The sequence below is a fragment of the Brochothrix campestris genome, from assembly GCF_046058945.1.
In the GTDB taxonomy this organism is placed as follows: Bacteria; Bacillota; Bacilli; order Lactobacillales; family Listeriaceae; genus Brochothrix; species Brochothrix campestris.
This window is the reverse complement of record NZ_CP175511.1, coordinates 2064966-2078137: the sequence shown is the minus strand read 5'-3', so window position 1 is coordinate 2078137 and position 13172 is coordinate 2064966. Positions and strand designations below refer to the sequence as shown.

The window sequence follows — 13172 nt, the reverse complement described above, 5'->3', positions numbered from 1 at the left end:
GTGTACCGTTTTGGCTAGCGCAAAGCAATCGTCAAATGAATGCCTAATTGTATTTACGATAGACGTATTTCTCTGCCGGTGTTTTAATTTTGCTAATGTCAGAGACTGTTAAGGTTGGGATTGTTTGTTTGAACGGCGCATAGAAGTCAGTGCCAATCGTCCCTGTTGCTTGGAGCCACGTATCATTCTGGTAATTTTGGTCGGTCGGTAAGTTTAACAGTAAGCCGAACACACCAGAATCGGCCACACAGTGTACGACACCGAAGCGGAAGAGAAAGAGTTGTTTGTTAGTGTTCGCCGTTTCTTCGTAGGCAAAGCCAGTCAGGGTTAATTGTTTGCCGGAAAATAAAGCAGGATAGTCATAAATCAATTCCATCACGGTTAAATAATTATCGTCGGTTAAGGTAATGTGCTCCTTATTAACATATGGTTTAAGTTCAGCTTGCATTGTTTTTGTATAATCTTCCTTATTATAGTAGAAACTAGTGTCGGGCTTGAGGTATTGATTGCGAACAAAGGAATCGCCAACGGCATCGGTATTTGTGGGAAACTTAAACCCTTTGGCAGCGACGATGTTTGAATCAAGTGAGACTTCAGGAAAGGTAAAGCCGGATAAGAGCGGAAAAGCTAATAGACCATAGACAATCACCTTTTTCCACCAACGATTTTCACCGGTATGAACATGTTCACCGGGAGCAGGTTTAGCGGTCACTATGTGTTTATGCGCATCCGCATCCTCGTCACGGAACACTAAAATGAGTTGAATCGTGCCTAAAATCAGGGTGCCAAAGAGGGCGATTAAACTTAAATAGGCATACTTCATATTAATGTATTGTTCGAGTTTGCCACTGACATGAAAATACGTCATTAAGGCGGCATAGCCGTATAACAAATAGACGCGTAACATTAAAAAAACCTCCTTTATATGAATAGGGCGAAAAGAATTGTAGTCACAGTTGTGGCACTGACGATAAACAAGGTCAGTTTCACTTTAAAGGCATTCATCATCATTAAGATGTTTTTGACATCAATCATCGGACCGAAAACTAAAAAGGCAACGATGGCTGATTGCGGAAACAAACCACGGAATGAGGCTGCAATAAAGGCATCGGCCTCGGAACAAAGTGAGAGGACAAAAGCCAGTACAATCATTACTAAAATCGCAGTTAATTTATTATCGCCGAGCGCACTTAAAACTGACGTTTTCACGTAGACTTGCATTGCAGCCGCTAGTAAAGCGCCAAACACTAAAAATTTACCGACCGCAAAAAATTCATCGATGGAATGTTGCAGCGAGTGCCATACTTTTACCCAAAAGTGTGGTTCGGCATGTGTGTGTGTACAATGGGCATGATCGTGGTGAGTAGCCGCAGTTTTTTTAGCAACAAAGTGTTGCAAAGCTTCACCTTTGTAACAATAAGCCACTAACGTGCCAACCACAATCGAGACGACTAAACTCCCGGCGACGCGTAACAGTGGAATCTCCCACGTGTTGCCAAACGCGATATAGGTCGATAAAAAGACGATGGGGTTAACAATTGGTGCTGTCAGCATAAAGGCAATCCCAGTATGCAAGGGGACGCCCTTCGTATGCAAGCGATGGACAATTGGAACAATCCCACATTCACACGACGGAAACAGCACACCAAGGGCTGAACCAAATAACACGCCAGTGAATTTACGTTGTGGCATCATTCGTGCAATCAATTTTTCAGACAAAAAGGCTTGGATGATGCCAGAAATAACGGTGCCAATAATAACGAACGGTAAGGCTTCGATTAATATCGAGATGAAAATGGTATTCATTTGTAGAAATGAATGAGGTAAAAAGGTAAACAAACGAGCCACATCCTTCTATTGTAAGTATCGCTAGTTTACTCTTTTTTCTTATATAATGTAAAGTGAAAGAACAATTGAAAGGGGGAGAAATAATGCAAAATAGTGGCGAACAAACAAATGCCTTTATTATGGGGGCGAAGGATTGCTTGCCGACCTTGCTCGGTTATATTAGTATCGGACTCGCCTGTGGCGTAATCGGAACGGCATCTTCTTTAACTGTATGGCAGGTGACGGTGTTAGCTCTGCTCGTCTATGCAGGATCAGCTCAGATGGTAATGGCGGGTTTATTAATGGTACATACACCCTTTCTTGTGATTGTTTTTACAGTCGCGATAATAAATCTGCGTATGCTGTTATTAAGCATGACAATCGCCCCCCACTTTAAAACCGAATCACTCGGTCAGCGCCTTTTGTTAGGGATGTTGTTAACGGATGAATCATTCGGAGTGGCAATGGTGCAGCAGGCAAAAAAGCCCCGACAGTTGCTTAATCCCTCATGGATGATGGGGTTAAATGTAACCGCCTATAGCGGGTGGTGTCTCGCCTGTTTTGTGGGTGCCTATTTAGGCGATTTATTGCCGAATCCGACGGTTTTAGGACTCGATTTTGCGTTAGTTGCGATGTTTATTGCCTTGTTGGTGTTACAACTCGAACTTGTGAGTCTCCCCGCGTTGCGAGCCTATTTAATCGCCTTGGCGAGCGCGGTGGTGCTGATGTTACTGCTGCTGGTATTTCTACCCGCTAGTGTCGCCTTGCTACTCGGTACGATCACTGGGGCAATCATCGGTGGGGGGTGTGAAAAATGCTGACGTTAGGTTATTTTAGCGCAGTCGTCGTCGGAGCAATGCTTGTGACGATTATCCCACGGGTACTTCCGTTTATCTTAGCAACTCGTTTTGATTTGCCACCTCGTGTTGTGAAGCGGCTACAATATATTCCGGTCTGTTTATTTGGTTGTTTGATTGTCGAAAACTTAATCAGTCTTAGTGATAGTGGCACCTATCGGGTTGATGAACGATTAGTAGTCGCGCTCCTAACGCTCGTTATCGCGTTGAAAACAAAAAAGTTATTGGTAACGGTTCTGTTTGGTATTCTCCTGATGGCAGGGGTGCGTTTTTTGTTTTGAAATTATCAGAATAATCTTGCGTTTTAAATGCTTTGTACGTCTATTTGCTAAAAAAACCCTTTATAATCTCTCTGAAAACGCTAACAAGGGTTATTTGTTAACGAAATCAAAAAAAAAGTTGAAAACGTTCGTGTTTATCTGTATACTGTGGAAGTGATATTAAATAGAACTTATAAAACTATTAGGGGTGAACAGTTTGTTAGACAAATTTTTTAAACTGAGAGAAAATGGTACAACGATTAAAACAGAGATTGTTGCAGGTTTAACAACGTTTTTAGCAATGGCTTATATTTTAGCAGTTAACCCAAGCCTACTTGAAATTGCCGGAATGGATAAGGGTGCTGTCTTTGTTGCTACTGTATTAGCAGCAGTGGTCGGTACGTTATTTATGGGCTTATTCGCGAATTACCCAATTGCCTTGGCGCCAGGGATGGGCTTAAATGCCTTTTTTGCTTTTACAGTCGCAGGTGCGTGGGGAATTCCGTGGCAAACGGCCTTATCAGGAGTATTCGTCTCTGGTGTTGTGTTTATGCTTTTAACTGCTTCAGGTATTCGTGAAAAAATCGTTAACATGATTCCCAGTGTGATGAAGTATTCTGTGTCGGCCGGAATCGGTTTGTTTATCGCTTTTCTTGGTTTGCAAAATGCAAAAGTTATTGTCCCTAATGAATCAACAGCCGTTGCCTTAGGTAACTTACATAATGGTTCGGTTTTACTGGCTATTTTTGGGATTGTCTTATCGGTTTGTTTAATGGCAGCTAATATCAATGGTGGTATTTTTATCGGTATGGTTGTGACAGCAATCGTTGGGATGTTAACCGGTGTGATTGCAACACCTGACGGTATTATTGGTGCTGTACCAGACGTCTCTTCAACGTTTGGTCAAGCCATTATTAACTTACCAAATATCTTCACTTGGCAAATGCTTGTCGTTATCCTCACGTTCTTCTTCGTTGATTTCTTTGATACAGCGGGAACATTAGTAGCAGTAGCGACACAAGCTGGTCTTGTGAACGAAAAACATGAAATTCCACGTGCAGGTCGGGCGTTGTTTGCCGATGCAGCAGCAACAACAGCGGGTGCTGTTTTTGGGACATCAACAACGACGGCCTTTGTTGAATCCGCATCAGGTGCGCAGGTTGGTGGTCGAACAGGTTTAACCGCCGTCGTCGTCGCGATTATGTTTGGTATATCAATCTTCTTCTCGCCGTTACTCGCTGTTATTACATCAGCAGTTACTGCGCCAGCATTAGTGGTTGTAGGGATTATGATGTTAGGTAATGTCCGTCACATTGACTGGACTAAATTTGAAGTCGCAACACCGGCCTTCTTCACGATTTTAATGATGGTGTTAACGTATAGTATTGCCGAAGGGATTGCCTTTGGGTTTGTCTTCTATGCGATTACAATGACCGTTGCTAAACGTGCCAAAGAAGTGCATCCCTTGATGTATGCCTTAGCCGTTTTGTTTATTTTATACTTCGCCTTTGTCTTACAATAAAAAATAATGAAATAAAGCAGTATCGATAGAAATTATCGATGCTGCTTTTTTGTCGTTATGTGGTAAGCTGGTCTGAGTCATTTTTTGATTGTTAGCTCTAAATCACGTATAATAAAATAAGTGTAAAACAAACGTATAATTTTGAGAAAATGGCTCAATTGTTTCTACCCGGCACCAATCTGCTGGACTACGTTAATATTATCAACACAACTAATATTAATGATAGGAGTAGATGAAAAATGTGTACGAACCATGATTATTTTATGCAATTGGCAGCTGATGAAGCGTCTAAAAACAACAAAACAAATGAAGGTGGCCCCTTTGGAGCTTGTATCGTTAAAGAGGGCGAGCTAGTTGTTGTGGCCCATAATCTCGTGTTAGCAACAAATGACCCAACTGCCCACGCAGAAGTCTCGGCAATTCGAGCAGCCTGTGCCAAATTGGGAACGCATGACTTGAGTGGTTGCACACTGTATACGAGCTGTTACCCCTGTCCAATGTGTTTAAGTGCAACGATTTGGGCGAATATCAAGGTTGTATATTACGGCAATTTAGCAGCCGACGCCGATGCGATTGGTTTTAGAGATGATTTCATTTATGATTTTATCGAAGGCCAAGCGGTTGATACAACTGTTTTACAACTGAGCCCATTAGGACGCGATAAAACAATTGTCGCTTTTAATGAGTTTGCGAATAAACAAGATAAAACAATTTATTAATTGGAGATGTTAAAGATGAACGAACAATCAATTACAGCCATGTGGGCCAATTTCAAACGTCAAAATCCAGCTGTCGGAGACGATTATGCGGCGTGGTCGTTTGGTGATTCACCACAGATGGCAGATGCGCTCGCACAACTCGTGTTAAAAGGGATTAAAACAGCGACCTCGTCAGCCTATGATCTGTATGAAGACGATAATGCGTTGCCCTATCCTGGTCTTTATAATGTCGTGTTAGATGGTAACGGTGAGGCGGTTGCCATCATTGAAACAACAGATGTGCAAGTTGTTTATTATGAGGACGTGACGGCTGAATTCGCCTATCTTGAAGGTGAGGGCGATCGCAGTATTACACATTGGCGTGAAGCGCATCGTGATTTTTTTATTAAAGAACTTGGGAGCGTCGACCTCGCTTTTACCGAAAAAATGGGTGTTGTCCTCGAAAAATTTAAAGTGGTTTTTAAGTAAATGACCTTGGTAGTTTATGAAAAAGTTGATTCGTTAGTTCTAGCGAATTAGCTTTTTTTTTACGAAATTCTTCATACTTTATCATGAAATCATCAGAAAAATGACATAATTAACTGTTAAACTGATATTAGATAGTAATCCATAGGAGGATTTCATTTATGAAAAAACAAACAGTTAAAAAACGTCAATTACTCGCAATCAATATCAATGCTTATATAGAAAAGATGCAAATAACACCACAAACATTTGTAAAAAACGTCGGTTTACAAATGACGACCTTTCTGAACCTCATTAGTGGTGCGAGTCTGTCGCACCAAACGTACGTCGATTGCATTGCAAAAGTCGCAAAATACGTCGGTATAACAACTGATGCGGTCTTAAAGCAGTTTTCAGAATGGCCGGCAGAAAAAGGATATAACTATCAACAGGCTGAACAACTCAGTTTGCTGTTGGCGCTTGAGAAACAAGCACAAGTTCAAACACATTGTTAAAAGGAGAATCAGATGATGGAAACATTGCCCCCAGTGACGGAGTTAAAAGAATGGCGTCAACTATTGTTATGGAATCAATTTGCGCTCGATGAAATGACGACGAAATTGAAAATATTAAATGAAGAATGTCAACATCATGATGAAGGGACACCGATTGAACACATCAAATCACGTGTTAAATCACTTGAAAGTATTGCGAAAAAATTAGAACGGAAAAAACAACCGTTCACAGCTGAGGCGGCGAAGGCCCATATTCATGATTTAGCGGGTGTCCGTGTTATTTGTTCTTTTACGTCGGATATTGAGAACATTTTTATGATGTTATCGCAACAAAATGATATCAATGTGATTAAGATTAAGGATTATGTGACGAATCCGAAAGCGAATGGTTACCGTAGTTTTCACATGATTGTTGAAATACCGATTTTTTTAAAGGAAGGGATGCAACTCATGCGCGTTGAAATTCAGTTGCGAACGATTGCGATGGATTTTTGGGCCAGTCTCGAACATAAAATTTATTACAAATTTGACCAAGTTGTGCCAGACGGATTAATTGCGGAATTAACGAGTACAGCAGCGATTGTTAATGAGTTAGATGATCGGATGCTATCGATTAACAGGCGGATTAAACATTAACGAGGGAACAAAGTTGGAAAATCATTCTGGCAGACGTTATAATAAAGAAAGCGTTATCACTTTAATGTTGGAAGGTAGGATGAAATGACAAAAAAACTATCGCTTTATTTTATTCGTCACGGACAAACATACTTAAATAAATATGAGCGGATGCAAGGTTGGTCTGATGCACCGCTCACACCAGAAGGCTTGGAAAATGTTAAAGCAAGTGGGCGTGGTTTAGCGGATGTTGAATTTATTGCGGCTTATTCAAGCGATTTGCAACGGACGGTTGCAACGGCAAATGCGATGCTCAAAGAGAATAAACATGCCTATGGGCTAGAGCTCGAACAACGTCCTGAATTCCGCGAAACTTTTTTTGGTTCATTTGAAGGGATGAAAGGCGACGAGGCTTGGCGGACAATCGCTGCTGAACGTGGTCTTGCCACAGCACAAGAATTGTTAGATCAATCGACCGTTCCACAAATTCTGAATGCGACCCGAGCAGCTGACCCAGCGGACGATGCTGAGGATTTCGAGATGTTTTGGTCACGGGTCGAAAAAGGTTTTTTAGATATAATTAATCGTCATCGTTCGATTGGGGGGAATGTTTTTATTGTGGCACATGGCGTGACAATTAGTAATATCATTCATGAGCTCGATCCTTCAGTGACACAACGAAGTTCATTAGACAATGCCAGTGTATCAATCTTGAGTTATGAAAATGGATTGTTCAAAGCAGAAAAGGTTAATGATACCTCTCATTTTAAGTTTGAATAAAACAAAAACGACATCCCGATGCGGATGTCGTTTTAGACTGAAGATAAACGCTGTTCTAGGTCGTCAATGCGTGCGTTTTCGGAGTCGAGTACCATTTGTACACTCACCTCGAATGCTCATTTTTCCTACTGTAACAGCATGTCTATTCAGACTTATCATCTTGTAACCAAAGTCGCTTGAATTATATTCACAAAAAAATAAGTTGAATTCAACTTTGTCTACAATCTGGAACGACCTCCTTTTTTGGAGGTCGTTTTTGTTTATTTAGCTCTATCATCCTTTGATTCGCTCGTTTTTACTGCTTCTGACGAGACTTTAACATCAGGTACTTTGTTACCGAACAGTGTTTCTAAATCGGATTGGGGCAAATAAATTTTAATGTCATAAATACCGGCAGTTAAGCCATTTCCCAAATCCCTTGTGAGTCGTTTAAACGTGATGTGGCGTTCGTTGTCCCAGCTTAAGAATAAATAGCTCTCGTTGGGTTCGAAATGAATGGCAGTCCAGCCGGTTTCCGAAACGAGTTGCTCGTTCAAGGCATAGGTAAAAGTAATCCGTTCACCTTTTAACAGCTTAACCATGTTGTTGCTATCGATTAAGTTCGCATCGTTTTCGCTACTGCGTTCAGGGATGCTAGACGGCAGTAACCCAGTCGAGTCTATAAAATGGTTAACTGAGATTTTGCCTCTTTCTTCTTCAAATTTAAAGAGCAGCTGTTGTTGAGTGGGTAACGATTTGATAAAGGGAATCGCTGTTTTTTCTTTCCATTTTTGGGCTAGAACAACTTTTCGATTGATGTTCTCACTGTCGATCATTGCATGAGTGTAGATCATGAATGAAAGAGAACAAAGCCCGGTAAAGAGTGACAGTGAGAGTATAGTTGTCAGTAATGTTGAGTGTAGAAAGTATTGAATGGACTTACGAAAGAAAACAGTGACTGCTAAAATGATAAGTAAACATATAAGCATGATAACAATGCTAGAAAACTGTTCGAAAATAATTGTCCATCGAGCGGTATCTAATAATTTGATATGACCTTTCGATATAACTGTTTCCATGAGGTCGCCTACCTTTAATGATAATATTGTAGAAAAATTCGCTATGTAGCGTATGTTGTCAGTCTGGAATGGAAAGCTTTATTTATACTACCTCATTAGTTTAGCAAATTATAATGAAAAGAAAAGAAGAAACACTTGTTCAGTGTAATCACTTTTATAGATAAGACCAATCGTTAAAAAGCATCACGTTTCGTGGCATATTGGCAATTGTATGAATTGTCTAATTTTTTTATAGACTGATAATTCAGAAATATACAGATTGATGAATAAAAATGAAGATGGATAAAGCGTTATCAATCGATAATAACGATGAAAAAGCGATTGGTTGGGAGTTTTCTATACTCTTTGTGAATAAAAAGTCATTTCAGACGTAAAAATATTCATTCGAAAGGTGATTGTCAGAGTAAAACTATTAGTATATAATAGACCTATTACCAAAAAGAACGAGCAGTTCGAAAATGTTTTTAAAGTTTATTTTCAGAATTTTTGATTTAATCAATCAACAGGAGGACTAAGATGGTAAGATATATTCTAAAACGTGTATTATACATGTTAATCACACTTTTCATTATTGCATCAGCAACATTTTTCTTAATGAAGTTTCTACCGGGTACACCTTTCAGTGCGCAAGAGAAGTTGTCAGCAGCACAGAAAGCAGCAATTATTGCACATTATGGTTTAGATAAACCGTTAATCGTACAATATTGGCATTACATTGTTAACCTCTGCCAGTTTGATTTAGGCACGAGTTATCAATTCCAGGGTCAAAGTGTTACTGATTTAATCATGGCACGTATTTCACCTTCGGCACAATTAGGTGTACAAGCACTTATTTTCGGTACTGTTATCGGAATCGTGTTAGGATGTATCGCAGCTATCTTCCAAAATACATGGGCAGATACAACAAGTACCTTTATCGCCATTGTCGGTAAATCAATTCCGTCATTCGTATTTGCAGCGTTATTACAATATTTTGTAGCTGTCAAATTAGGTCTGCTACCTGTTGCCTTCTGGGATGGGCCAGAGTACACAATCTTACCGACCATCGCTTTGATGATGTTCCCATTAGCGATTGCAGCACGTTACATGCGAACCGAGTTAATCGATGTACTTGGATCGGACTACATTTTATTAGCGAAAGCGAAAGGTAATTCAGCACCAGCCATTGCCTTTAAACACGCCATTCGTAATGCCTTAATTCCATTGATTACCGTTTTAGGACCGTTGGCTGTTGGGCTAATGACAGGTTCAATGGTTATTGAACAAATATACGCAATACCAGGAATTGGAGAGCAGTTTGTTAAAGCGATTCAATTAAATGATTATTCTTTAATTATGGGAACTACGTTACTCTACTCAGCGATGCTGGTAGCTGTCATCTTAATTACTGATATTCTCTATGGTATTATCGATCCTAGAATTCGTTTGGGAGGAAGTAAAGCATGATATATAAAGAAAATGATAAAATTCCTTCTGAAATGTTTACTCAAGTTGGAATTAGTACTGAAAAAAGCGAGAAAATTTCACGTCCGAGTCTGACTGCTTTGCAAGATAGTTGGATGCGGATTCGTAAAAACAAAGCAGCAATCGTCAGTTTGGTGATTTTAGTGCTAGTGATTATTATGGCGATTGCGGGTCCGTGGATGTCACCACATTCACCTAACGCCCAAAACGTTGAGTATTCCAATTTACCACCAAAGGTACAAGGCTTTGAAGATATGCCTTTTTGGAATGGTAAGCAAGACGTCGCAGGTGTTGAAACTGATGTTTATAAAGAAAATAACGTTAAAGAGTATTACTGGTTTGGGACCGATTCGCTCGGACGTGATTTGTTTTCACGTACATGGATAGGAACACGTATTTCACTATATATCGCTCTAATTGCAACGGTGATTAGTTTAGTAGTTGGGGTGACTTACGGAATGGTGTCTGGCTATGTTGGTGGACGTGTCGATAACTTCATGCAACGTATTATCGAGATTATTTCAGGGATTCCGAACTTAGTAGTTGTTATCCTTATGTTGCTAATAATGAAGCCGGGTTTAAATGCGATTATTATTGCAATTGCGATTACCGGTTGGATTAATATGGCAAGGGTTATTCGGGCGCAGGTGCTCATGTTGAAACAACAAGAGTTTGTTATGGCAGCACAGGCAATGGGCAAACCAACGGCCGGAATTTTGCTTAAACATTTAATTCCGAACTTATCGGGTGTTATTATTATCAATACAATGTTTACGATTCCAGATGCGATTTTCTTTGAATCATTCTTAAGTTTCATCGGGATTGGTTTACAACCACCGACAGCATCACTCGGAACATTGATTGAAGAAGGCTACAAATCATTGCGTTTCTTACCGTATCAAATTATTTATCCAGCAGTCGTTATTTGTTTAATTATGATTGTGTTTAACTTAATTGCTGATGGTTTACGTGATGCATTTGACCCTAAAATGCGTGATTAATTTACAGAATAGAGGTTGTATCAATGGATAAATCAAAGATTTTAAAGGTTGATAACCTCAATGTCTCTTTCCACACATTTGCTGGGGAAGTAAGAGCCATTCGAGGCGTAAGTTTTGAATTATACAAAGGTGAGACTTTAGCGATTGTTGGTGAGTCTGGTTCTGGTAAATCAGTATCATCGAAAGCAATCATGGGCCTTTTACCACCACGGAATTCAGAAATAACTAACGGGAGTATTACGTTTAAGGGTAATGATCTTGTGAAATATAGTGAGAAAAAAATGCAAAAAGTACGTGGGAAAGAAATCGCGATGATTTTTCAAGATCCAATGACATCGCTTAACCCGACGATTTCAATTGGGAACCAAATTATGGAACCCTTACGTAAGCACCAAGGTTTAGGTAAAGAAGCTGCGCGCAAGCGTGCGATTGAATTACTCGAATTAGTAGGGATACCTAACGCTGAAAAACGTTTGAAAGAATACCCGCATCAATATTCAGGTGGTATGCGCCAACGTGTTGTTATTGCAATTGCATTAGCTTGTGATCCAGAAGTGTTAATCGCAGATGAGCCAACAACGGCGTTAGATGTAACGATTCAAGCCCAAATTTTGGAATTATTGAAAGATATCCAAGCCAAAACGGGTACAGCCGTTATCTTTATTACGCATGATTTAGGTGTTGTTGCCAGCATCGCCGACCGTGTTGCCGTAATGTATGCGGGTGAAATTGTTGAAATCGGCACAGTCGATGAAATTTTCTACAATCCGAAACATCCTTATACATGGGGATTGATCAGTTCAATGCCGAGTTTAGAAGCAAGTACAGAAGCACTGTATGCGATTCCTGGGTCGCCACCTGATTTACTTATTCCACCAAAAGGCGATGCCTTTGCACCGCGTAACGAATTTGCCATGACGATTGATAGCGAACAAAAACCACCGTTGTTTAAAGTGTCGGAGACTCATTTTGCAGCCACTTGGTTATTGCATCCAGATGCTCCAGCAGTAGAAGCACCGGCGGAAATCCAACGTCGTCAAGCCGTTTTCGCTAAATTAGAGGAAGGGAAGCGTGTTTGATGGAAGATAAACGTCGTAAATTATTAGAAGTTAAAAACTTAAAACAATATTTTAACGCCGGTACTAAAAAAGAAGTACGTGCGATAAATGATATTTCATTTGATATTTATGAGGGTGAAACTTTCGGCCTTGTTGGCGAGTCGGGTTGTGGGAAATCTACGACCGGACGGACGATTTTACGTCTTTATGAAGCAACGAGCGGTGAGGTCGACTTTGAAGGAACTGACGTTCATGCGGTTAAATCACGTGAACAAATGTTAGCCTTCCGTCGTGAAATGCAAATGATTTTTCAAGATCCTTACGCATCACTTGACCCACGCATGACAGTACGTGACATCGTTGCTGAAGGTATCGACATTCATAAGTTAGCGAAGGATAAGGCTGAACGTAATGCGATGGTCGATGATTTACTTGAACGTGTGGGGTTAAACCGCGATCATGCAAGTCGTTACCCACATGAATTTTCAGGTGGACAGCGTCAACGGATTGGAATTGCTCGTGCACTAGCAGTGAAGCCCAAATTCATCATTGCCGATGAACCAATTTCAGCTTTAGATGTATCAATTCAAGCTCAGGTTGTTAACTTGTTAAAAGAATTACAATTAGAAAACAACTTAACGTATCTGTTTATTGCGCATGATTTATCGATGGTTAAATACATCAGTGATCGGATTGGTGTCATGTACGCGGGTCGTATTTTAGAGTTAGCGACATCAGATGCGCTCTATCAAACACCATTGCATCCGTACACGGAATCATTGTTATCAGCAATTCCAATTCCTGACCCCATTTATGAACGTTCACGTCAACGGATTGTCTATGATACAGCAGCGCATCAATACACTGAATCTGATGATGCCCAATTACGTGAAATTGAAGAGGGGCACTTTGTCTACTGTAAAGCGGATGAGGTTGCCATTTACAAACAAAAATTAGCAGCTAAAAAAGTTCAAGCTTAAACACACGGTTCATTGCGAAAAAACTTGCTGAGCATCCACATAGTGGATGCTCGAACCATGTAACAGTAATAT

At 40.3% G+C, this 13172-nt stretch carries 15 protein-coding genes and 1 riboswitch; of the genes, 12 read left to right on the top strand and 3 right to left on the bottom strand.

Annotation, left to right across the window (positions count from 1 at the left end; genetic code table 11):
* Positions 1-43 precede the first annotated feature (43 nt).
* Entirely contained in the window at positions 44-907 is an 864-nt protein-coding gene (locus ACJYYY_RS10300) for a TIGR03943 family putative permease subunit (protein WP_035313612.1), read from the bottom strand.
* Between the two features lie 14 nt (positions 908-921).
* Positions 922-1839, bottom strand: coding sequence for a permease (locus ACJYYY_RS10295; RefSeq protein ID WP_408868910.1), 918 nt, complete (start codon positions 1837-1839; stop codon positions 922-924).
* 92 nt (positions 1840-1931) lie between these two features.
* Between ACJYYY_RS10295 and ACJYYY_RS10290 the strand changes: the two genes are divergently transcribed.
* From ACJYYY_RS10290 to ACJYYY_RS10255, 8 genes are all read left to right on the top strand, one after another.
* A complete protein-coding gene (locus ACJYYY_RS10290) occupies positions 1932-2648 on the top strand; it encodes an AzlC family ABC transporter permease (RefSeq protein ID WP_035313609.1) in 717 nt (238 codons plus the stop codon).
* Entirely contained in the window at positions 2642-2965 is a 324-nt protein-coding gene (locus tag ACJYYY_RS10285; protein WP_035313608.1) for an AzlD domain-containing protein, read from the top strand. The genes ACJYYY_RS10290 and ACJYYY_RS10285 overlap by 7 nt, the downstream gene beginning before the upstream one ends.
* A gap of 196 nt (positions 2966-3161) precedes the next feature.
* Positions 3162-4466, top strand: a complete 1305-nt coding sequence (locus ACJYYY_RS10280; protein WP_408868909.1) for an NCS2 family permease — start codon at positions 3162-3164, stop codon at positions 4464-4466.
* A gap of 111 nt (positions 4467-4577) precedes the next feature.
* A riboswitch (purine riboswitch) is annotated at positions 4578-4676 on the top strand.
* A 29-nt stretch (positions 4677-4705) separates the two neighbouring features.
* A complete protein-coding gene (locus ACJYYY_RS10275; RefSeq protein WP_198015689.1) occupies positions 4706-5185 on the top strand; it encodes a nucleoside deaminase in 480 nt (159 codons plus the stop codon).
* Between the two features lie 15 nt (positions 5186-5200).
* Positions 5201-5653 (top strand): ASCH domain-containing protein, encoded by a 453-nt coding sequence (locus ACJYYY_RS10270; RefSeq protein ID WP_035313606.1) that lies wholly within the window; start codon positions 5201-5203, stop codon positions 5651-5653.
* A gap of 158 nt (positions 5654-5811) precedes the next feature.
* A complete protein-coding gene (locus ACJYYY_RS10265) occupies positions 5812-6144 on the top strand; it encodes a hypothetical protein (RefSeq protein WP_035313604.1) in 333 nt (110 codons plus the stop codon).
* Positions 6145-6159: 15 nt separating this feature from the next.
* Entirely contained in the window at positions 6160-6780 is a 621-nt protein-coding gene (locus tag ACJYYY_RS10260) for a GTP pyrophosphokinase family protein (protein WP_035313603.1), read from the top strand.
* Positions 6781-6864: 84 nt separating this feature from the next.
* On the top strand, positions 6865-7539 hold the full coding sequence (locus tag ACJYYY_RS10255; RefSeq protein WP_035313601.1) for a histidine phosphatase family protein: 675 nt from the start codon (positions 6865-6867) through the stop codon (positions 7537-7539).
* A gap of 260 nt (positions 7540-7799) precedes the next feature.
* Here the strand turns inward: ACJYYY_RS10255 and ACJYYY_RS10250 are convergent, their stop codons facing one another.
* Entirely contained in the window at positions 7800-8372 is a 573-nt protein-coding gene (locus ACJYYY_RS10250; protein ID WP_408868908.1) for a hypothetical protein, read from the bottom strand.
* Positions 8373-9113: 741 nt separating this feature from the next.
* Here ACJYYY_RS10250 and opp3b point away from each other — a divergent pair.
* From opp3b to ACJYYY_RS10230, 4 genes are read left to right on the top strand one after another with little or no spacing between them, the layout of a single operon-like run.
* Positions 9114-10043, top strand: coding sequence for an oligopeptide ABC transporter permease (gene opp3b / locus ACJYYY_RS10245; RefSeq protein ID WP_035313597.1), 930 nt, complete (start codon positions 9114-9116; stop codon positions 10041-10043).
* Complete coding sequence (gene opp3C / locus ACJYYY_RS10240) at positions 10040-11062, top strand: oligopeptide ABC transporter permease (RefSeq protein ID WP_084038489.1); 1023 nt, start codon at positions 10040-10042, stop codon at positions 11060-11062. The genes opp3b and opp3C overlap by 4 nt, the downstream gene beginning before the upstream one ends.
* Before the next feature lie 23 nt (positions 11063-11085).
* A complete protein-coding gene (locus ACJYYY_RS10235; RefSeq protein ID WP_035313596.1) occupies positions 11086-12141 on the top strand; it encodes an ABC transporter ATP-binding protein in 1056 nt (351 codons plus the stop codon).
* On the top strand, positions 12141-13100 hold the full coding sequence (locus ACJYYY_RS10230) for an ABC transporter ATP-binding protein (protein ID WP_035313595.1): 960 nt from the start codon (positions 12141-12143) through the stop codon (positions 13098-13100). The genes ACJYYY_RS10235 and ACJYYY_RS10230 overlap by 1 nt, the downstream gene beginning before the upstream one ends.
* Positions 13101-13172 lie beyond the last annotated feature (72 nt).